This window comes from Shewanella bicestrii (assembly GCF_002216875.1).
GTDB classification, from domain to species: Bacteria; Pseudomonadota; Gammaproteobacteria; order Enterobacterales; family Shewanellaceae; genus Shewanella; species Shewanella seohaensis.
Genome location: NZ_CP022358.1, coordinates 3,563,690 through 3,584,758, shown reverse-complemented (window position 1 = coordinate 3,584,758; position 21,069 = coordinate 3,563,690). Strand labels below are relative to the sequence as shown.

Here is a 21,069-nt window from a genome sequence, read left to right as displayed (position 1 = left end):
ATCCGTGTTTACAGGTTTCACCGTAATACAGTGATTGTTCGCTCATGTTTATTAGCACTATTTGCGCTGCAAATAGCTATTGGAGCGGGCAATATCATGCGAGTGATATCTATGGATAAAATTCAGAGTAAAAAGCTGCTAAATCATTATTCAGCTTGGAAATACGTTGTGCTTATCGTCACGATTATCGTGATGTTATTTAGTGCCTTACCGACTTGGTATGGAGAAGATGCCGCCGTGCAGGTGGGCGCTAAAGCGGGGCTTAATTTAACCCCCATCGAACTGCGGGATAAATTAAAGGCGCAGGGCGTTGATGTTAAGCGTATCGAAGTTAAGCATGCCCAACATGGCAACGCCAACAGCTCAGAAGACGGGCAAACCCTTATTGTACTCAATGATGACAGCGAGCAAACCTTAGTGAAGACCTTAGTGTCATCCATGGTGAGTGAGCCGAAAGAGCTTACGCTGGCACTGGTGAGTGCTGCGCCAAGTTGGTTGCAAAATATGGGCTTTGAACCGATTAAACTCGGGCTCGACTTACGCGGTGGGGTGCAATTTTTGCTGGATGTCGATGTGCAGCCCGTCTATCAAGCCCAAGCCGATGCATTAGTAGAGTCCCTTCGACAGTTTTTGCGTGAACAGCAAATTCGCGGCGCCAGTGTGCGTATTGATAGCACGCGCGATGATGCAGGGTTGCAAATTGCAATTGCATTAAATGAAGCGGCTGAATCCACTAATAATGCGCGCTCAGCCATTCGCCAATTTATGCAACAAAGCTATCCGACTTGGCAATTAACCAATGCAGATAATGGCTTAGTCGTAAAGCTCGCTCAAGAAGAGCAAATCAAGTTACGTAATTTAACCGTGCAGCAAAACCTGCAAATTATGCGTAGCCGGATTGAAGAGCTAGGTATCACTGAGGCTCTAGTGCAGCGTCAGGGCGAACACCGTATCCGCATCGAGCTACCTGGTGTACAAGACCCCGCTGCCGCGAAAAACGTGATTGGTGCGACCGCAAGCTTGGCCTTTTTTGAAGTTAAAGAATCGGGCTCAGTGAATGCGCAGGTGCTGAAGGATAAATCTGGCAATCCTGTTTATGTGGCCCGCACGCCGGTATTAGGCGGCGATCATATTGTCGATGCCCGCGCTAATATTGGCGAAATGGGCATGGCCGAAGTGAACATTCACCTCGACCGAATAGGCGGCCAAAAAATGTCGGAGTTTTCCCGCGCCAATATCGGTAAACCGATGGCAACGTCTTACAGCGAATATAGCCGAGATGAGCAGGGCAAAGCCAAGCAGACCCAAGAGATTATTAGTGTCGCGACCATTCAATCGCAGCTGGGAGATCGCTTTAGAATTACGGGCGCAGGCACCTATCAAGAGGCGCAGCAATTAGCCTTGTTGCTACGTGCGGGCTCCATGACGGCACCTGTGACTATTGTTGAAGAACGCACCATCGGCCCGACCCTAGGCGCCGAAAATATTCAAAACGGCTTTGCAGCGCTCGGCCTTGGTATGGGAATTACCTTGCTGTTTATGGCGCTCTGGTATCGCCGTCTCGGTTGGGTGGCCAATGTGGCCTTGATTGCCAACATGGTGATCCTCTTTGGTTTGCTGGCGCTGATCCCCGGTGCTGTACTGACCTTACCAGGCATTGCCGGTCTGGTGTTAACAGTCGGCATGGCGGTCGATACCAACGTACTGATCTTCGAGCGGATTAAAGACAAGTTGAAAGAGGGGCGCAGCTTCGCTCTGGCCATCGACACTGGCTTTGACAGTGCATTTTCAACCATTTTCGACGCTAACTTCACCACTATGATCACCGCGGTTGTGCTCTATTCCATCGGTAATGGCCCCATCCAAGGCTTTGCTTTGACCTTAGGTTTAGGTCTGCTGACCAGTATGTTTACCGGTATTTTTGCCTCAAGAGCCTTAATCAACCTAGTGTATGGGCGTGATGCGCGCCGCCATGTGAGGGTATAACTATGAAGAATCTTAATCTGACCAAATGGCGTTATGTGTCGAGCGCTATCTCTATCTTTTTAATGTTGGCCTCTCTCACCATTATTGGTATGAAAGGCTTTAACTGGGGTTTAGACTTTACAGGCGGTGTGGTAACAGAGGTTCAGCTTGATAAGCGGATCACCAGCAGCGAGCTGCAACCGCTATTGAACGCGGCTTATCAGCAAGAGGTGACGGTGATTTCGGCCAGTGAGCCCGGACGTTGGGTATTGCGCTATGCTGATACGGCACAAAGTAATGTCGATATTCAAGAAACCTTAGCGCCACTGGGTGAAGTGCAAGTACTGAACACCAGTATTGTCGGCCCACAAGTGGGTAAAGAATTAGCCGAGCAGGGCGGTCTTGCTTTGTTGGTGGCCATGCTGTGTATCTTAGGTTATTTGAGTTATCGCTTCGAATGGCGTCTCGCCTCCGGTGCGTTGTTTGCACTGGTGCACGACGTGATTTTCGTGCTCGCGTTTTTCTCATTAACCCAAATGGAGTTTAATTTAACCGTGCTCGCCGCCGTGCTGGCGATTTTAGGCTATTCGCTCAACGATTCGATCATTATTGCCGACCGGATCCGGGAGTTATTGATTGCTAAGCCAAAGCTTGCTATCCAAGAGATTAACAACCAAGCGATTGTCGCGACATTTTCCCGTACCATGGTAACCTCGGGAACCACCTTAATGACGGTGGGAGCGTTATGGATTATGGGTGGCGGGCCGTTGGAAGGATTCTCGATTGCCATGTTTATCGGCATTTTAACTGGCACATTATCATCAATATCGGTCGGGACTTCATTGCCCGAATTTTTGGGATTAACGCCAGAGCATTATAAAGTGCAAGTCATCACAGATACGCCATAAGTGCTAAAAACAAAACGGCCACTCGCTTGAGTGGCCGTTTTGTTTAAGGCTGGAAAATTACTTAGCTCTTGGCAGGGCAATTTTCATTTCAGGCGATTGACGATAAATCACCAGAATATGACCAATAAGTTGCACTTTTGCAGATTGAGTTTCACGTACTATGGCATCAACGATGGCATTTTTTAGCTCTCTATCGGTAGAGGCTACTTTCACTTTAATCAGTTCATGATAAGCGAGTGCGCTTTCAATTTCAGCGAGTACACCTTCAGTCAATCCATTGGCACCAAGCAGCACCACTGGCTTTAAATTGTGCGCCAGACCTTTTAAATGCTGTTTTTGTTTGGTTGTTAAGTTCATTTCTACCAACTTTTGCTGAGTTACTGTTGAAAAATCGCTATTCTACCCTTATATAGCCCTTGTGTAACTCTCAATTGTTGCGGATTTTAAATGTCAGGTAAAAAACGTACGGCCAGTTCTACCCGTTGGATGCAGGAACACTTTGATGATCATTATGTCAAACTAGCACAGAAACGGGGATTGCGTTCTCGCGCTGCGTTCAAGCTTGAGGAGCTCCAGGAGAAGGACCAATTGATCCGCCCAGGTATGACTGTGGTGGACTTAGGTGCGGCTCCAGGTGGTTGGTCTCAAATAGCCGTCAAGCTGACCGGAGATAAAGGTAAAGTTATCGCCTGCGATATTTTGCCAATGGATCCCATCGTCGGCGTGGATTTCTTGCAAGGGGATTTTCGTGAAGAGAAAGTGCTCGAAGCATTGCTAACTCGCGTCGGTGCGGATAAGGTTGACGTTGTATTATCTGATATGGCGCCCAACATGAGTGGTTCCGATGGTGTCGATCAGCCGCGCGCCATGTATTTAGTCGAACTGGCGTTAGATATGTGTCATCAAGTATTGGCACCTAACGGCAGTTTTGCGGTCAAAGTCTTTCAGGGGGAGGGGTTTGACGAATATATGAAGGCGGTAAAAGACGCATTCAAAGTAGTAAAAACACGTAAACCGGACTCGTCGCGGGCACGCTCCCGTGAAGTCTATCTTGTGGCGACAGGGTACAAGTTGTAGTACCCTAGCGTTAATCATCGCAAGACTTTATGAGGTCTAGTAATTTGAGTGACATGGCAAAAAATCTAATACTCTGGGTTGTCATCGCCGTTGTGCTGATGTCAGTGTTTCAGGGTTACTCCCCCTCTTCTTCGTCATCGCAGAAGATGGATTATTCTACGTTCCTAGACAATGTTCGTGATGGACAAGTCGCCAGTGTTGAAGTGAAAAGTGACCAACGTACTATCGAAGGTTCTAAGCGCACGGGCGAAAAATTCACGACCATCATGCCACTGTATGACCAAGATTTAATTAATGATCTTGACCGTAAAGGCATCACCATGAAAGGCCAAGAAGCCGAAGAGTCGGGTTTCTTAACCCAGATCTTTATTTCTTGGTTCCCGATGTTGCTGCTGATTGGGGTATGGATTTTCTTTATGCGCCAGATGCAGGGCGGCGGTGGCAAAGGCGCTATGTCCTTTGGCAAGAGCAAAGCCAAGCTGATGAGCGAAGATCAAATCAAGACCACTTTTGCTGACGTTGCAGGCTGTGATGAAGCCAAAGAAGAAGTGAAAGAGCTGGTCGATTATCTGCGTGATCCAACCAAATTCCAAAAACTGGGTGGCCGTATTCCAACGGGCGTGCTCATGGTTGGCCCTCCAGGTACAGGTAAAACCTTACTGGCTAAAGCGATTGCGGGTGAGTCAAAGGTACCTTTCTTTACCATTTCAGGTTCTGACTTCGTAGAAATGTTCGTCGGTGTCGGTGCATCTCGCGTGCGTGACATGTTCGAACAAGCGAAGAAATCAGCCCCTTGTATTATCTTCATCGACGAAATCGATGCCGTAGGTCGCCAACGTGGTGCTGGCTTAGGTGGTGGGCACGATGAACGTGAGCAAACCCTTAACCAAATGCTGGTTGAGATGGACGGCTTCGAAGGTAACGAAGGGATTATCGTGATTGCGGCAACCAACCGCCCAGACGTATTAGACTCTGCGCTGCTGCGTCCTGGTCGTTTCGACCGTCAAGTGGTTGTGGGTCTACCGGACGTTCGCGGTCGTGAGCAAATCCTTAAAGTGCATATGCGTAAAGTGCCACTTTCTGAAGATGTGAAAGCAAGCGTCATTGCTCGCGGTACGCCAGGTTTCTCCGGTGCCGATTTAGCCAACTTAGTCAACGAAGCAGCACTGTTTGCGGCGCGCGGTAATCGCCGTGTTGTCGGTATGGAAGAATTCGAGCGTGCAAAAGACAAGATCATGATGGGTGCTGAGCGCCGTTCTATGGTGATGTCAGAAGCCGAGAAAGAAATGACGGCATACCACGAAGCAGGCCACGCGATTGTGGGCTGTTTAGTGCCAGAGCATGATCCTGTGCACAAGGTAACCATCATCCCGCGTGGTCGTGCGCTGGGTGTGACCTTCTTCTTACCTGAAGCCGATGCGATTAGCCAAAGCCGTCGTAAGTTAGAAAGCCAGATTTCGGTTGCCTACGGTGGTCGTTTAGCCGAGGAGCTGATCTACGGCAGCGAAAAAGTGTCTACAGGTGCTTCGCAAGATATTAAATACGCGACATCGATTGCCCGTAACATGGTGACCCAGTGGGGCTTCTCCGACAAACTCGGTCCATTACTCTATGCCGAGGAAGAAGGTGAAGTGTTCTTAGGTCGTAGCATGGGTAAAGCCAAGGCAATGTCCGATGAAACCGCGACAGTTATCGATGCCGAGGTGAAAGCCTTTATCGATAAAAACTATGGCCGCGCTAAGCAAATTCTGCTGGATAACATCGATATTCTGCATTCGATGAAAGACGCGCTGATGAAGTATGAAACCATTGACTCACTGCAAATTGACGATTTGATGAACCGTCGTGAAGTGCGTCAGCCTGCCGATTGGCAAGCGGATGACAATGGTTCAAACGACAAAGGCAATGGCAAAGGTGAACCTGCCGTTAAAGTCGACGAAGTGGTAAAGGCCGCTCCCGTTGAGGCAGAGCTGAAAGATGCCGATGAGTCACCCGTTAAGTAGCGGTTGTTAATTGAAAGAGAACCCCGTTAAGGGGTTTTCTTGTTTTATCTTGCTAGAAAATTGACTGCGCTGTCATTCAATATAAATCAGTCATATGAATGAACCCGCGCAGTAAACGGATGAAACGCGCTAGCAAGCTGTCCCATATGGAGTCAATGCGTGTTTGAATTAATTGCTGGAACCAAACGCTTATCCTTAGCTTCGCCCGTCGTGATGGGCATTCTGAATGTTACTCCCGATTCTTTTTCCGACGGTGGAAAGTTCTCTTCCTTTGAATTAGCTTGCCAACATGCCGATGACATGGTGGCCCAAGGTGCGCTTATCATCGATATCGGCGGTGAGTCGACAAGGCCGGGTGCGGCCGATGTGACGGTTGAGGATGAACTTGCCCGTGTGATCCCTCTGGTGGAATATGTCGCTAAACATCATGATGTGTGGATTTCAGTCGATACCAGTAAACCGGAAGTGATGCGCCAAGCGGTGAATGCTGGTGCGCATTTAATCAACGATGTGCGAGCCTTGTTAGAGCCAGGGGCATTAGAGACAGCGGCTCAGCTAAATGTACCCATCTGTTTAATGCACATGCAGGGCGCGCCGCGCAGTATGCAAACGGCGCCGGAATACCAAGACGTGGTTGCCGATGTTACTGAGTTTTTGTGCGAGCGTATTCAAGCCTGCATCGATGCGGGGATCCCGCGGGAGCTATTGTTAATCGACCCAGGCTTTGGCTTTGGCAAAACCTTAGAACATAACTATGAACTACTCGCGAAGTTAGAGCGTTTTGAGCAGTTTGAGCTGCCGATATTGATAGGTTTATCCCGTAAGAGCATGATAGGAAACCTTCTCGCTAGACCGACCTCCGAGCGTCTAGCGGGGAGCCTTGCTGGTGCCATGATAGCGGCCCAGAAAGGGGCACATATCATTCGTGTCCATGATGTCCCTGAAACTGTTGATATGCTGAAAGTGTTACAAGCGACACAGGCATATCTATAAAGGCTATTTTTGTTAAGTATTTCATTAATATTATGATCCCAACCGAAGGGACACATTGAAGTTTGTGGGGCGATATGAGCGAACGTAAATTTTTTGGAACCGATGGTATTCGTGGCAAGGTGGGTTCAGGCCAGATGACTCCCGAGCTGGCATTAAAGTTGGGTTGGGCTGCGGGACGAGTGTTATCCCGCAGCGGCACGAAAAAAGTGATTATTGGTAAAGATACTCGTATTTCGGGTTATATGTTTGAGTCAGCTTTAGAGGCAGGTCTTTCAGCAGCGGGCCTCAATGTGATGTTAATGGGACCCATGCCAACACCCGCTGTGGCATATCTTACTCGCACTTTCCGCGCCGAAGCGGGGGTGGTGATCAGTGCATCCCACAATCCATATTATGATAACGGCATTAAATTTTTCTCCAATGATGGCAGCAAGCTCGACGATAACTTAGAGCTAGAAATTGAAGCCGAATTAGAAAAGCCCTTAGAGTGTGTCGAGTCGCATTTATTGGGCAAAGTGTCACGTATCGAAGATGCGCGTGGCCGTTATATCGAATATTGCAAGGGTAACTTCCCTGCGGATCAAACCCTCACAGGGTTAAAAATTGTCGTGGACTGTGCTCACGGTGCAACCTATCACATTGCACCTGCGGTATTTCGTGAGCTAGGCGCAGAGGTGATTGCCATTGGTGATAAGCCCAATGGCGTCAACATCAATGACAAAGTGGGCGCCACGTCCATGGCGAAAATTTGCGAAACCGTATTGACCGAGGGCGCCGATTTAGGGATTGCACTCGATGGTGACGGTGATCGTATTATGATGGTCAACAGCCGTGGTGAAGTTATCGATGGTGACCAAATTCTCTATATTCTGGCCTGCGATGCTAAAGCCCGTGGCGTGCTGCGTGGTGGCGTTGTCGGCACGCTAATGTCTAACCTAGGCCTCGATTTAGCCTTACAAGCCTTAGATATTCCTTTTGCCCGCTCTAAAGTGGGTGACCGTTATGTGATGGAGTTACTGAAAGAACTCGATTGGCGTATTGGCGGTGAAAACTCGGGCCATATCCTTAACCTTGACCATGGCACGACGGGAGATGGTATCGTGGCAGGTATCTTGGTATTGGCGGCAATGCGTCGACAAAATGCCACATTAGAGCAACTCACAGCCGCGATGGAGATGCTGCCACAGGTGTTAGTGAATGTGCGTTTTGAGGGGGAACACGACCCATTAAGCTCAGATAAAGTCAAAGCCGCTCAAGCTCAGGTTGAATCACAACTGGGTGCCCGAGGTCGCGTATTACTACGTAAATCAGGTACTGAACCGTTAATTCGCGTAATGGTTGAAGGTGATGATCACAATACTGTGTTAGCGCACGCCAATTTGATTGCAGATGCGGTAAAATCGGCGAGCTAATCAAACCAATCTTTAGTCGAGTGCAGCTGATACCGATTAAAAATGAAGGTGTTAGCTGCATTAATGAGCAAGAGTAGGGTTTGGCGTGTAAAAAGTAAGCATTCCAACCTAATATCTGAAAAATTTCGAATTTAGCTATTGTAACTTAATAAGTGGTTCGCTATTATTCACGCCGCTTTCAGAGGAGACAGTGATGGCATTCAGACGTCCTATGGTAGCTGGCAATTGGAAGATGAACGGCAGCGCGGCATTAGCCCAAGAGTTGTTCAAGAAATTTGCCTCAAAGCTCCAAAATGATTCAGCTGAAGTGGTTTTATGCCCGCCTTCTATCTATCTAGAAAGCGTAAGGCAACTGCTAGAAGCAAACAAGGAAGCGTTAGACGGTTCACTTGTTAGGATGGGCGCTCAAAATTTAAGTCAACATGACTTTGGCGCTTATACCGGAGAAGTTTCGGGCCAGATGCTTAAAGATTGCGGATGTCGATATGTCATTATCGGGCATTCAGAACGTCGCCGTATGTACGGAGAGACGAGTAATATCGTAGCGGAGAAATTCGCCGCTGCACAAAAGCACGGTTTAACCCCCATTTTATGCGTGGGTGAGTCGGGTCCAGCACGTGAAGCAAGACGTACCTTCGAGGTGATTGCGGAAGAGTTGGATATAGTGATCCAGAAAAATGGCACTATGGCTTTTGATAACGCCATTATCGCTTACGAGCCGTTATGGGCCGTAGGGACTGGTAAGAGCGCGACACCAGAGCAGGCACAAGAAGTACATGCGTTTATACGCAAGCGTCTCTCTGAAGTGTCTCCGTTTATCGGAGAAAATATCAGGATTTTGTACGGTGGCAGTGTGACACCGAGTAATGCGGCAGATTTATTTGCCCAACCTGATGTTGATGGTGGACTGATTGGCGGTGCCAGTTTAAACTCTACCGAGTTTTTAAGTCTGTGTACCATAGCGATGAGCGCATAATATGTATGAAGTTTTAGTAGTTGTTTACTTGTTGGTTGCATTAGGTTTAATTGGCCTGATCTTAATCCAGCAAGGCAAAGGAGCTGACATGGGGGCCTCATTTGGCGCCGGTGCATCAGGTACCTTATTCGGTTCAAGCGGTTCAGGTAACTTCCTGACACGTACAACGGCGATTCTGGCCATTGCGTTTTTCACGTTAAGTCTGCTGATTGGCAACTTAAGTGCAAACCACGCAAAAAATGAAGATGCATGGAAAAATTTAGGTGCTGATGAACAGGTTACTCAACCAGTTGATCAAGCAACCGAAAAGTCAGAAACGAAAATTCCTGACTAGTAAAAGGTGTCGCCGAGGTGGTGAAATTGGTAGACGCGCAGCCTTGAGGTGGCTGTGTCCTAACGGACGTGCGGGTTCAAGTCCCGCTCTCGGCACCATAATATAGCTAAGTGAGACGAAGTAAGCGCTGACTTAGTTATTGCAAGCAAAGACGATAGTCAATATACTTGCACACAGTTGACGCGGGGTGGAGCAGCTTGGTAGCTCGTCGGGCTCATAACCCGAAGGTCGTCGGTTCAAATCCGGCCCCCGCAACCAGCTCCTAGTAACGAATAGTGTTTGAATTCGTTATGGTTTACAGGTTCTTGAAGCTAATAACCTCGTCATTACGGGGTTTTTTGTTATCTGGGACTTTTAAATTTGTCGTATCCGATGCGACGTTTTACTAGGGCTATTAAGCCCTTTTTTGTTTTTTCCGGGGGTCAATTTTGGCAACATTAGAATCCAGACTGGCAGACATGCTCAAAGTGTCTGTGGAGGCATTAGGCTTCCAACTTTGGGGCATTGAATATGTACAAGCGGGTAAACATTCAATCCTGCGCGTGTTCATTGATGGTGAGAATGGTATCAATATCGAAGATTGTGCCAACGTAAGTCGCCAAGTCAGCGCTGTACTCGATGTTGAAGACCCTATTTCGACCGAATATACCTTAGAGGTTTCTTCACCAGGTGTAGATAGACCGCTGTTCACTGCTGAACAATATGCGGCCTACGTCGGTGAGGATGTCAAGCTTCAACTGACTATGCCTGTCGCGGGCAGTCGTAATTTAAAAGGCGCCATTACACAGGTTGACGGCCAAATGCTGTCACTCAATGTGAATGGTAAAGAGCTGGTTGTCGCCTTGGATAATATCCGTAAAGGCAACATCATCGCTAAGTTTTGATGGTTTCAAGGTGAACGAGGCAAGACGAAATGAATAAAGAGATTCTGCTAGTCGCTGAGGCGGTTTCAAATGAAAAGGCCGTTCCACGCGAGAAAATTTTTGAAGCGCTAGAAACTGCGCTGGCAACTGCAACCAAGAAAAAATACGAAGGCGATATCGACGTTCGTGTTTCTATCGACCGTAAAACTGGCGCCTATGAAACGTTCCGCCGCTGGATGGTCATCGATGATAACGGTGTTGCGTTAGAAAACCCATACCGCGAAATCACCTTGGAAGCTGCGCGTTACGAAAACCCAGAAATCCAACCTGGCGATTACATCGAAGATCAGATCGAATCTGTCGCCTTCGACCGTATTACGACTCAAACCGCTAAGCAAGTGATCGTACAGAAAGTACGTGAAGCCGAGCGTGCGCAAGTCGTTGAACAGTTCCAAGATAAAGAAGGCGAGCTGATCACTGGTGTAGTGAAAAAAGCGACCCGTGAAAGCGTGGTGGTTGACTTAGGTAACAACGCTGACGGCGTATTGTTCCGTGAAGATTTAATTTCACGTGAATCTTTCCGCCCTGGTGACCGTGTCCGTGCACTGCTGTATTCAGTACGTCCAGAAGCCCGTGGCGCGCAGTTATTCTTAACTCGCACTAAGCCAGACATGCTGATTGAGCTGTTCCGTGTTGAAGTACCTGAAATCGCCGATGAGCTGATCGAAGTCATGGGTGCTGCGCGCGACCCAGGTGCACGCGCTAAGATCGCCGTGAAGTCAAACGACCGTCGTATCGACCCAATCGGTGCTTGCGTAGGTATGCGTGGTGCACGTGTACAAGCAGTATCGAATGAACTCGGTGGCGAGCGTGTGGATATCGTGTTGTGGGATGATAATCCAGCACAATATGTGATCAACGCAATGGCGCCTGCCGATGTGGCTTCTATCATCGTTGATGAAGACAACCACTCAATGGATATCGCCGTTGAAGCGGAAAGTCTGGCACAAGCCATTGGCCGTAACGGTCAAAACGTACGTTTAGCGACTCAGCTGACTGGTTGGGAACTGAACGTGATGACAGTGGAAGACATGAACAAGAAGCACCAAGCCGAGAGCGCTAAGGTGAAGAGCTTATTCATTAACGCACTGGATGTAGATGAAGATTTTGCTCAAGTACTGGCTGACGAAGGTTTTACTTCTCTCGAAGAAGTAGCTTACGTGCCTGTATCTGAATTATTAGCAATTGATGGCTTCGATGAAGATATCGTTGAAGCATTACGTGAGCGTGCAAAAGCGGCGATCTCAACTCGAGCTCTCGCCACTGAAGAAGCACTAGATGGTGTGGAGCCAAGTGAAGAGTTATTAGCACTTGAAGGTGTTGAAAGACACTTAGCCTATGTTTTAGCAAGCAAAGGTATCGTGACTCTAGAAGACTTGGCTGAACAAGGCATTGATGATTTGATCGAAATTGAAGAATTGACAGAAGAAAAAGCAGGTGCGCTGATCATGGCTGCCCGCAACATCTGTTGGTTTGGCGAAGAAGCATAAGTCGATCAACAGGGGGATTTAACTGATGGCAGATACTACCGTAGAGAAATTGGCCACGGAAGTGGGTAAAAGTGTTGAACGTCTGATTGAGCAATTCTCTCAGGCCGGAATTAAGAAAGGCCAAACTGATAACGTGTCTGAAGCTGAGAAGCAACAGTTACTGGATTATCTGAAGAAGCAGCATGGCGGCGAAAGCGCACCGACCAAAATGACACTGCAACGTAAAACCGTATCGACCCTGAGTGTGGCCGGTAATGGTGGTCAATCTAAAGACGTTAAAGTAGAAGTACGTAAGACCCGTACTTTCGTTAAACGCGACGTGAGCGAAGCGGTTCTGAAAGCTGAAGAAGAAGCCAAAGCGAAGGCAGAAGCTGAAGCTCAGGCAAAAGCTGAAGCAGAAGCCAAGGCCAAAGCGGAAGCCGAAGCTAAGGCTAAAGCAGATGCCGAAGCAAAAGCAGAAGCCAAGGCGAAAGCGGATGCTGAAGCAAAAGCTAAAGCCAAAGCGGCGACTGATGCGAAAACCACAAAAGACACTTCGCCAGAAGCGGAAGCGGCACGTGTTGAAGCTGAGCGTTTAAAAGCGGCTCAAGCGGAAGCGACTAAGCGTAAACAAGACGAAGAAGCGGCTAAAGCGGCTGAAAAAGCACGTCTGTTAGCGGAAGAAAACTCTAAGCGTTGGGACGAAGAAGAGCGTCAACGTAAAGAGGCTGAGCGTTACAGCGATCACCATATCACTACCTCTAAAGTGGCCCGTGCCGCTGAAGATTCATCGGATATGGATGAAGAAAAACGTGGTCGTCGTGCACGTAACAAAAACACCGCTAAGACTAAACGTGGTGGTAAAGATGCTCGCGATGGTCGCGAAAAACACATGCGTAACCGCAGCACAGCGCCAGAATCAATGGCGCACGGCTTTAACAAGCCAGTAGCTGCAGTTACCCGTGACGTACGTATCGGTGAAACCGTTACAGTGGCAGAACTTGCGCACTTAATGGCTGTTAAAGCGACTGAAATCATCAAACAAATGATGAAGATGGGTTCAATGGTGACGATCAACCAAGTGTTAGATCAAGAAACCGCCCAGCTAGTTGCCGAAGAAATGGGCCACAAAGTGGTACTGATCCGTGAAAACGAATTAGAGCAACAAGTACTGTCTGAGCGTGATGAAGAGGGTGGCGTTAAGCTTGAGCCTCGTGCGCCAGTTGTGACCATCATGGGTCACGTTGACCACGGTAAAACGTCTCTGCTCGACTATATCCGCCGCGCGAAAGTCGCTGCGGGTGAGGCCGGTGGTATTACTCAGCATATCGGTGCATACCATGTTGAGACCGAAAACGGCATGATCACTTTCTTAGACACCCCAGGTCACGCCGCGTTTACCGCAATGCGTGCCCGTGGTGCTAAAGCGACTGACATCGTTGTACTGGTTGTTGCAGCCGATGACGGTGTAATGCCACAAACCATCGAAGCGATTCAACACGCTAAAGCCGGTAACGTGCCATTGATTGTTGCTGTCAACAAGATGGACAAACCAGAAGCCGATATCGACCGCGTGAAGAGTGAATTAGCGCAACACGGCGTTATGTCTGAAGATTGGGGCGGTGACAACATGTTCGCCTTCGTATCTGCTAAGACAGGTGCTGGCGTTGACGACCTACTCGAAGGCATTCTGCTGCAAGCTGAAGTATTAGAGCTTAAAGCGGTTCGTGACGGTATGGCGGCAGGTGTGGTTATCGAATCACAACTGGACAAAGGTCGCGGCCCTGTGGCAACGATTCTGGTTCAAGAAGGTACACTGCGCCAAGGCGACATCGTTCTGTGTGGTTTAGAGTACGGCAAAATCCGTGCGATGAAAGACGAGAACGGTCGTTCAATCACTGAAGCGGGCCCATCAATCCCTGTTGAGATCTTAGGTCTGTCAGGTGTGCCATCTGCCGGTGATGAAGCAACTGTTGTTCGCGACGAGCGTAAAGCCCGTGAAGTAGCGCTGTACCGTCAAGGTAAGTTCCGTGACGTGAAATTAGCACGTCAGCAGAAGTCTAAGCTGGAAAACATGTTCGCGAACATGACCGAAGGCGAAGTGAAGGAACTGAACATCGTTCTGAAGGCAGACGTTCAAGGTTCACTCGAAGCGATTACCGACTCCTTAATGGGTCTGTCTACCGACGAAGTGAAAGTGAACATCATCGCTCGCGGTGTGGGTGCTCTGACCGAAACCGACGCGACTTTAGCTGCGGCTTCTAACGCGATCATGGTTGGCTTTAACGTCCGTGCCGATGCACAGGCGCGTAAGACTATCGAAAGCGAAAGTGTTGACCTGCGTTACTACAGCGTTATCTATAATCTGATTGATGAAGTGAAAGCGGCGATGACGGGTATGTTGTCACCAGAATTCAAGCAACAGATTATCGGTCTGGCTGAAGTACGTGACGTGTTCAAGTCACCAAAACTGGGCGCAATCGCCGGTTGTATGGTGACTGAAGGCACCATCAAGCGCAGCGCACCAATCCGCGTACTGCGTGATAACGTGGTGATCTTCGAAGGTGAACTCGAATCGCTACGTCGCTTTAAAGACGACGTTAACGAAGTTCGCAACGGCATGGAATGTGGTATCGGTGTTAAGAACTACAACGATGTCCGCGTGGGTGACCAAATCGAAGTATTCGAAACCGTCGAAGTGGCACGTACACTGTAACGATAAAGAGGGCGGCATTAGCCGCCCTTTCAATTTAATACATTAGCTATGGTAACTCTATTATGGCAAAAGAATTCAGTCGTACACGTCGCATAGCCCAGCAGTTGCAGCAAGAGCTGGCTGTTGTGTTACAACGCGACATGAAAGATCCCCGTATTGGTTTTGTAACCGTTAATGATGTCGATGTGTCCCGCGATTTAAGTTACGCCAAAGTGTTTGTGACTTTCTTCGAAGAAGACAAAGAGCTGGTGCAAGAAAAGCTCAATGCCTTGATTACAGCTGCGCCTTATATCCGTACTTTAGTTGCGGGTCGCATGAAGCTGAGAGTCATGCCTGAAATCCGTTTCGTGTATGACAGTTCATTGGTTGAAGGTATGCGTATGTCTAACCTCGTCAGCCAAGTGATCAACAGCGATAAAGCCAAGCAGCAACAGTTTGGTAGCGCCGAAGATGTGACTGAGAATGACATCGACGAAGCCGATGACACCGAAGGTAAAGCGTAATGGCGAGACGTTCGAAGGGCCGCTTTATCGACGGTATTGTGTTGTTGGACAAAGCCACTGGCATGAGTTCCAACTTTGCATTACAACGGGTAAAGCGCTTTTTTAATGCCAATAAAGCGGGACACACGGGCGCACTCGATCCCTTAGCAACGGGCATGCTACCTGTGTGTTTAGGCGAAGCGACTAAGTTTTCGCAGCATTTGCTGGATTCGGATAAGCGTTATCTGGTTACCGCAAAACTGGGGCAACGCACTGATACCAGCGACTCTGACGGTGAAGTGGTGCAGACTCGCCCGCTCGAATTCACTGAGGCGCAGTTAATGTCTGCCTTAGAGCATTTTCGTGGCGATACCCAGCAAGTGCCCTCCATGTATTCGGCGCTGAAATACCAAGGCCAGCCTTTGTATAAGTATGCCCGCGAGGGGATTGAAGTGCCGCGTGAGGCGCGTCCAATCACTGTCTTTGAACTGAACTTCATCGGTCTAGAAGGCGATGAGCTGACCTTAGACATTCATTGTTCTAAGGGCACTTATATTCGCACTATCATCGATGATTTAGGTGAGATGCTCGGTTGTGGCGCCCATGTGATTATGCTGCGTCGTACTCAAGTCGCGCATTATCCCTACGACAAAATGGTCACCTTGGAGCAACTCGAAGCCCTAGTTGCTAAGGCGCAGGAAGAGCAGCTTGACCCAAGCAGTTTGCTGGACTCGTTGCTGCTACCAATGGATACGGCGGTTGCTGACTTTCCCGAGGTCAATGTGCCAGATGCAAGCGCAGCTTACTTAATGCAAGGTCAGGCGGTACGAGTCTCAGGACTCGTTGCAGATAAATTGATGCGCATTACGTTGGGGACCGAGCGTCGTTTCGTCGGAATTGGCGAGATGAACGAAGATGGCTTACTGGCACCTAAGCGCTTAGTTGTGCTCCACGACTAAGCTAAAGCATCTTAATTGATTATCTTGGGTTATTAATCCATCGCATTTATTGCGCGCGCCAAGGATTATGGGTAGAATAGCGCGCCCTCTGGCTGAGTTAGTGATCGGCTAGAGATTCACATTTTATATTTGGAGAGACACATGTCACTAAGTACTGAAGCGAAAGCAAAGATCCTGGCTGAATTTGGCCGTGGCGTAAACGACACTGGTTCAACTGAAGTTCAAGTTGCGCTGTTAACTGCTCAAATCAACCATTTGCAAGATCACTTCAAAGAGCACATCCACGATCACCACTCACGTCGTGGTCTGTTACGCATGGTTAGCGCTCGTCGTAAGTTATTAGCTTACCTGAAGCGTACTGAAGCAGCGCGTTACAATGAGCTGATCCAAAAGTTAGGTTTACGTCGTTAATCACGCGTTTACTGACATAAAAAAGGAGGCTAAGCCTCCTTTTTTATTGCCTTAAATTCAGTATGTTACACTCTCTCTTCGGTGCGTTAGGCGCCACGAAATCCATCAATATTGCTAATGGTTGCGGTTTGGTTGGCAATATACAGCGCTTCAAACTCTGCCTGTGGTAACGGCTGGCTAAAGTAGAAGCCTTGGCCAATTTGACATTGATTACGCTTGAGCCAATCGAGTTGCTGCTCGTTTTCAATCCCTTCGGCCACAATCGTAAGATTCAATTGTTTACCTAACATCAAAATGGTCGAGGCAATCGCGCTGTCCCCTGGTAAGTCGGACACGAAGCAGCGGTCGATTTTCATGGTCGTGATCGGCAAATGGCGCAGATAAGACAGGGAAGAGTAGCCTGTTCCAAAGTCATCGACGGCAATACCAAATCCGGCCGACTTGAGCTGTTCTAACTTGTTGATCGCAAGCTCAATGTCATTCATCAACGATGTTTCGGTGATTTCAATTTCGAGCAATTCCGGTTGAATTTGGTAACGCAGCGCCATTTGCTTAATGTCCGACACTAAGCTGGCATCGGCAAACTGTTGTGACGCGACATTAATGGCAATCGGTATCGCATAGTTATATTTCTTCTGCCAGTCGCGCAGTACGCGGCAGCTCTGTTCTATAACCCAACGTCCAATCGGAATAATAATGCCGGTTTCTTCCGCCACCGGAATAAAGGAGATGGGGCTGATTAAGCGGCCATCTTTTTGCCAACGGATCAGGGCTTCACAAGCGGTTATCTTACCGCTTTGTAAATCCAATTTGGGCTGAAAGTAGAGCAAAAATTCATTGTTTTTCAAGGCATCATGTAGCGATGCTTCGGTACGGAGTCGCACCGCCGCACGCTCGGTCATCTGCTGTTTGAAGAAGGCCCATTGATTCGATCCTGCGGCCTTGGCGCTGTACATGGCGATATCGGCATGGCGGATAAGATCTTCGGCGCTGTTGCCATCTTCTGGATAGATGGAAATCCCAATCGATGCCGCTGGGTGAATCGCATGTTCATTCAGCTGAATCGGCACATTCAGCTGCACTAACAGTTTATCGACAAAGTCGGCGGCTTGATCGGGGGAGTGGACTGAGTCGGCTAGAATCACGAATTCATCGCCGCCTAGGCGTGATACTGACCCTTTATCGCCCACGACGCGTTCTAAAATACGGGCGATGCGGGCGAGGAATTGATCGCCAAGGGCGTGTCCGAGGGAGTCATTGATATTTTTGAAACGGTCTAAGTCGATAAACATCAACGCAAAACTGCTTTTATGAACCCGTGAGCGCTGGATAGTCACGGCAATGGTTTCGAGTAATAGGGTTCGATTAGGAAGGCCTGTTAATGGGTCTCGGGTGGCCATTTTACGCAGTTTGGATTGGGTCTGACTGAATTGAATAAGGATCTGGTTAAACTTCGATGTCACTAGACCTAATTCATCATCCTTATGGGCGTTGGACATGGGCAGCAGGTTTTCATCGGGCGAATCGGGGGAAATCTTATCAATGGCCTCGCTGATCCTGGCTATTGGCTGTGTCAAGAAGCGGTGGAATACGACAGACAGCACTAAGGTGAGTAACAGCGCGCGGGCTAAGGTGGCAAAAAAGCTGAAGCGTAACTGGCTAAAGAGGGTGTTGGTCAGTTCCTGCGTATCGTAAAAAATGGTTAGCGTGCCGATAAGCTGCTGTTTTTGAGTGCCTTCAAAGTAAAAGGGTCGATACAAGGGCCGTGAAATTTCTTTTAAGTCATCAAAGAGTTTGTTGCTGAGGCTGATAAAGGTTTGTGAGTTGTTTTTTTTATTATTGCTCACGGAAACAAACATCGAGCCGTCATCGAGTTCAATCACCGCAGAGCCCACATGCTCTACTTTAATCGCCCCCTCTAGGGTTTGCCTTGCCAAATTATCATCTAAAGCCCAAACGGCGTTGGCGGCGGGTTGTTCTACAGAATCGAGTAATTCTTGTTGAGTGGTAGTGAGTTGCTGCTTGGTGGAGACGACGACGAGGGCGATTTCAACAATGAAGATGGCGATAGCGAAAAAAAGCGCTGTAAAAACGACGAGATTTGTTTGTTTCCAAGTTAGGGATTTAAAGCGACCCGTCATTCAACACATCCTTTATTATTGTTTTCGCTATGGGGATCTTGCGACATTAAGTTACAGCATAACTCTTTGTTCGTTTACCCACTTTAGTGAAAAGATAGACCTTTGTCATCATTATCTGCTCTTTATCTATTGTGGATAATTGCAGTATACTTACGCGCGTAATTCAAGGTCATTAATTAAGGAATGGGTCACGTGAATCCAATTGTAAAGAGTTTTGAGTATGGTCAACATACAGTCACCCTGGAAACAGGTGTTATTGCACGTCAAGCAGACGCTGCCGTTTTAGCTAGCATGGGTGACACGACAGTGTTGGTCACTGTTGTTGGTAAAAAAGAAGCTGAAGCAGGCCGTGACTTCTTTCCTCTGACTGTTAACTATCAAGAAAAGACCTACGCAGCAGGTAAAATTCCTGGTGGTTTCTTTAAGCGTGAAGGCCGTCCTTCAGAAGATGAGACATTAATCGCTCGCCTGATCGACCGTCCAATTCGTCCTCTTTTCCCTAATGGCTTCACAAACGAAGTTCAAGTGATCATTACTGTTGTATCTGTCGATCCACAAATCGAGCCGGATATTATTTCAATGATCGGTACTTCGGCTGCGCTTGCTATTTCGGGTATCCCATTCAGCGGCCCATTAGGTGCAGCGCGCGTGGGTTACATCAATGGCGAATACGTACTGAACCCAACTGTGACTCAGTTAGAAAGCAGCCAACTGAACCTAGTTGTTGCCGGTACTGAGAGCGCGGTATTGATGGTTGAGTCAGAAGCTCAAGCATTACCAGAAGAAGTGATGTTAGGCTCAGTGGTTTATGGCCATGATCAACAACAAGTGGTTATCAAAGCGATTGCTGAATTCAAAGCCGAAGCGGGTAAACCAGCTTGGAATTGGACTGCACCAGTTGCCAATGAAGCCTTAGTTGCTCAAGTTAAAGAATTGGCTGAAGACGGTTTAGCGCAAGCGTATCAAATTCAAGTTAAACAAGATCGTTATGCTCAAGTTGCTGTGGTTAAAGCCGCGGCTAAAGAAGCACTGTTGGCTGCAAACCCAGACGTCGATTTACGTGAAGTTGATGGTCTGCTCGGTAGCTTAGAGAAGAAAGTAGTTCGTGGTCGCATCATCCGTGGTGAGCCGCGTATCGATGGTCGTGAGCCAGATATGATTCGCGCATTAAGCGTATTGGCAGGCGTATTACCACGTACTCACGGTAGTGCACTGTTTACCCGTGGCGAAACCCAAGCGCTGGTGACTTGTACTTTAGGTACTGAGCGTGACGCACAGAAGATTGATAGCATTATGGGCGAGCGTACTAGCCGCTTCATGCTGCACTACAACTTCCCTCCTTATTCTGTTGGTGAGACAGGTATGGTGGGTTCACCTAAGCGTCGTGAAATCGGCCACGGCAAGTTAGCATGGCGCGGTATCAACGCAGTAATGCCTTCTGCTGAAGAGTTCCCATACAGTGTACGTGTGGTTTCTGAAATCACTGAATCTAACGGTTCAAGCTCTATGGCATCAGTCTGTGGTACGTCTCTTGCGCTGATGGATGCGGGTGTGCCTATCAAGACTTCTGTAGCGGGTATCGCTATGGGTCTAGTGAAAGAAGGCGATGACTTTGTGGTTCTGTCTGACATCTTAGGTGATGAAGACCACTTAGGTGACATGGACTTCAAAGTAGCCGGTACCCGTGACGGTGTGACTGCACTGCAGATGGATATTAAGATCGAAGGTATTACCAAAGAAATCATGGAAATTGCACTGCAACAAGCCTATGGCGCACGTGTACATATCCTAAACGTGATGGATCAAGCGATTGGTTCGCACCGTGATGATATCTCTGACCATGCTCCACGTATCACAACTATCAAGATCAACCCAGAGAAGATCCGTGATGTTATCGGTAAAGGCGGCGCGGTAATTCGTGCACTGACTGAAGAAACCGGCACTACTATCGAGCTTGAAGATGACGGTACAGTAAGAATTGCTTCTTCTAATGGTGAAGCCACCAAAGAAGCTATCCGTCGTATCGAAGAAATCACTTCAGAAGTTGAAGTGGGTCGTATCTACAACGGTAAAGTTATCCGTATCGTTGACTTCGGTGCCTTCGTTAACATTCTGCCAGGTAAAGATGGTTTAGTGCACATTTCGCAAATCAGCGATGAGCGTGTTGCTAACGTCTCTGACCACCTTGAACTTAACCAAGAAGTCACCGTTAAAGTGATGGAAGTGGATCGTCAAGGCCGTGTAAGACTGTCAATCAAAGAAGCACAGACTAAAGAGCCAGCTGCTGAATAATGGTCTAA

At 48.2% G+C, this 21,069-nt stretch carries 17 protein-coding genes and 2 tRNA genes; 17 read left to right on the top strand and 2 right to left on the bottom strand.

Features of this window, described 5'->3' with window-relative positions:
* Positions 1-111: 111 nt before the first annotated feature.
* Positions 112-1,986, top strand: a complete 1,875-nt coding sequence (gene secD / locus CF168_RS15655; RefSeq protein WP_089068283.1) for a protein translocase subunit SecD — start codon at positions 112-114, stop codon at positions 1,984-1,986.
* A 2-nt stretch (positions 1,987-1,988) separates the two neighbouring features.
* Complete coding sequence (gene secF / locus CF168_RS15650; RefSeq protein ID WP_089068282.1) at positions 1,989-2,873, top strand: protein translocase subunit SecF; 885 nt, start codon at positions 1,989-1,991, stop codon at positions 2,871-2,873.
* Positions 2,874-2,930: 57 nt separating this feature from the next.
* Here secF and yhbY read toward each other — a convergent pair whose 3' ends face one another.
* Positions 2,931-3,230 carry a ribosome assembly RNA-binding protein YhbY gene (yhbY, locus tag CF168_RS15645; protein WP_011716136.1) on the bottom strand — a complete coding sequence of 100 codons (300 nt, stop codon included), beginning with the start codon at positions 3,228-3,230 and terminating at the stop codon, positions 2,931-2,933.
* A gap of 90 nt (positions 3,231-3,320) precedes the next feature.
* Here yhbY and rlmE point away from each other — a divergent pair, with 90 nt between their 5' ends.
* The 14 genes from rlmE (at position 3,321) to rpsO (ending at position 16,628) form a co-directional block, all read left to right on the top strand.
* The gene (gene rlmE, locus CF168_RS15640) at positions 3,321-3,950 is read left to right on the top strand and encodes a 23S rRNA (uridine(2552)-2'-O)-methyltransferase RlmE (protein ID WP_011621809.1); all 630 of its coding nucleotides are present in this window, start codon (positions 3,321-3,323) and stop codon (positions 3,948-3,950) included.
* Positions 3,951-3,979: 29 nt separating this feature from the next.
* Positions 3,980-5,953, top strand: coding sequence for an ATP-dependent zinc metalloprotease FtsH (ftsH, locus tag CF168_RS15635; protein WP_167373646.1), 1,974 nt, complete (start codon positions 3,980-3,982; stop codon positions 5,951-5,953).
* Between the two features lie 159 nt (positions 5,954-6,112).
* Positions 6,113-6,946, top strand: coding sequence for a dihydropteroate synthase (gene folP / locus CF168_RS15630; protein ID WP_089068280.1), 834 nt, complete (start codon positions 6,113-6,115; stop codon positions 6,944-6,946).
* Positions 6,947-7,020: 74 nt separating this feature from the next.
* Entirely contained in the window at positions 7,021-8,358 is a 1,338-nt protein-coding gene (glmM, locus tag CF168_RS15625; protein ID WP_089068279.1) for a phosphoglucosamine mutase, read from the top strand.
* 193 nt (positions 8,359-8,551) lie between these two features.
* Positions 8,552-9,334, top strand: a complete 783-nt coding sequence (gene tpiA / locus CF168_RS15620) for a triose-phosphate isomerase (protein ID WP_089068278.1) — start codon at positions 8,552-8,554, stop codon at positions 9,332-9,334.
* A 1-nt stretch (position 9,335) separates the two neighbouring features.
* Positions 9,336-9,668 (top strand): preprotein translocase subunit SecG, encoded by a 333-nt coding sequence (secG, locus tag CF168_RS15615; protein WP_011716140.1) that lies wholly within the window; start codon positions 9,336-9,338, stop codon positions 9,666-9,668.
* A gap of 11 nt (positions 9,669-9,679) precedes the next feature.
* Positions 9,680-9,766: transfer RNA gene (locus CF168_RS15610), tRNA-Leu, on the top strand.
* Between the two features lie 83 nt (positions 9,767-9,849).
* A tRNA-Met gene (locus CF168_RS15605) sits at positions 9,850-9,926 on the top strand.
* A gap of 170 nt (positions 9,927-10,096) precedes the next feature.
* Entirely contained in the window at positions 10,097-10,552 is a 456-nt protein-coding gene (gene rimP, locus CF168_RS15600; RefSeq protein ID WP_089068277.1) for a ribosome maturation factor RimP, read from the top strand.
* Between the two features lie 29 nt (positions 10,553-10,581).
* Positions 10,582-12,081 (top strand): transcription termination factor NusA, encoded by a 1,500-nt coding sequence (nusA, locus tag CF168_RS15595; RefSeq protein WP_011716142.1) that lies wholly within the window; start codon positions 10,582-10,584, stop codon positions 12,079-12,081.
* Positions 12,082-12,106: 25 nt separating this feature from the next.
* Positions 12,107-14,776 carry a translation initiation factor IF-2 gene (gene infB, locus CF168_RS15590; RefSeq protein WP_086903704.1) on the top strand — a complete coding sequence of 890 codons (2,670 nt, stop codon included), beginning with the start codon at positions 12,107-12,109 and terminating at the stop codon, positions 14,774-14,776.
* A gap of 62 nt (positions 14,777-14,838) precedes the next feature.
* A complete protein-coding gene (gene rbfA / locus CF168_RS15585) occupies positions 14,839-15,279 on the top strand; it encodes a 30S ribosome-binding factor RbfA (RefSeq protein WP_089068276.1) in 441 nt (146 codons plus the stop codon).
* A complete protein-coding gene (truB, locus tag CF168_RS15580; protein ID WP_089068275.1) occupies positions 15,279-16,217 on the top strand; it encodes a tRNA pseudouridine(55) synthase TruB in 939 nt (312 codons plus the stop codon). The genes rbfA and truB overlap by 1 nt, the downstream gene beginning before the upstream one ends.
* 141 nt (positions 16,218-16,358) lie before the next feature.
* Complete coding sequence (rpsO, locus tag CF168_RS15575) at positions 16,359-16,628, top strand: 30S ribosomal protein S15 (RefSeq protein WP_089068274.1); 270 nt, start codon at positions 16,359-16,361, stop codon at positions 16,626-16,628.
* 86 nt (positions 16,629-16,714) lie between these two features.
* Here rpsO and CF168_RS15570 read toward each other — a convergent pair whose 3' ends face one another.
* Complete coding sequence (locus CF168_RS15570; protein WP_086903701.1) at positions 16,715-18,769, bottom strand: putative bifunctional diguanylate cyclase/phosphodiesterase; 2,055 nt, start codon at positions 18,767-18,769, stop codon at positions 16,715-16,717.
* 192 nt (positions 18,770-18,961) lie between these two features.
* Here CF168_RS15570 and pnp point away from each other — a divergent pair, with 192 nt between their 5' ends.
* On the top strand, positions 18,962-21,061 hold the full coding sequence (gene pnp / locus CF168_RS15565; RefSeq protein ID WP_089068273.1) for a polyribonucleotide nucleotidyltransferase: 2,100 nt from the start codon (positions 18,962-18,964) through the stop codon (positions 21,059-21,061).
* Positions 21,062-21,069: the final 8 nt, after the last annotated feature.

What these genes read in the sequence shown, in the direction of transcription:
- nusA (WP_011716142.1), top strand. Translation starts at nt 10,582, where the DNA reads ATGAATAAAGAGATTCTGCTAGTCGCTGAGGCGGTTTCAAATGAAAAG.
- rpsO (WP_089068274.1), top strand. Translation starts at nt 16,359, where the DNA reads ATGTCACTAAGTACTGAAGCGAAAGCAAAGATCCTGGCTGAATTTGGC.
- yhbY (WP_011716136.1), bottom strand. Translation starts at nt 3,230, where the DNA reads ATGAACTTAACAACCAAACAAAAACAGCATTTAAAAGGTCTGGCGCAC.
- tpiA (WP_089068278.1), top strand. Translation starts at nt 8,552, where the DNA reads ATGGCATTCAGACGTCCTATGGTAGCTGGCAATTGGAAGATGAACGGC.
- secG (WP_011716140.1), top strand. Translation starts at nt 9,336, where the DNA reads ATGTATGAAGTTTTAGTAGTTGTTTACTTGTTGGTTGCATTAGGTTTA.
- truB (WP_089068275.1), top strand. Translation starts at nt 15,279, where the DNA reads ATGGCGAGACGTTCGAAGGGCCGCTTTATCGACGGTATTGTGTTGTTG.
- rbfA (WP_089068276.1), top strand. Translation starts at nt 14,839, where the DNA reads ATGGCAAAAGAATTCAGTCGTACACGTCGCATAGCCCAGCAGTTGCAG.
- ftsH (WP_167373646.1), top strand. Translation starts at nt 3,980, where the DNA reads ATGAGGTCTAGTAATTTGAGTGACATGGCAAAAAATCTAATACTCTGG.
- CF168_RS15570 (WP_086903701.1), bottom strand. Translation starts at nt 18,769, where the DNA reads ATGACGGGTCGCTTTAAATCCCTAACTTGGAAACAAACAAATCTCGTC.
- secF (WP_089068282.1), top strand. Translation starts at nt 1,989, where the DNA reads ATGAAGAATCTTAATCTGACCAAATGGCGTTATGTGTCGAGCGCTATC.
- glmM (WP_089068279.1), top strand. Translation starts at nt 7,021, where the DNA reads ATGAGCGAACGTAAATTTTTTGGAACCGATGGTATTCGTGGCAAGGTG.
- secD (WP_089068283.1), top strand. Translation starts at nt 112, where the DNA reads ATGGATAAAATTCAGAGTAAAAAGCTGCTAAATCATTATTCAGCTTGG.
- infB (WP_086903704.1), top strand. Translation starts at nt 12,107, where the DNA reads ATGGCAGATACTACCGTAGAGAAATTGGCCACGGAAGTGGGTAAAAGT.
- rlmE (WP_011621809.1), top strand. Translation starts at nt 3,321, where the DNA reads ATGTCAGGTAAAAAACGTACGGCCAGTTCTACCCGTTGGATGCAGGAA.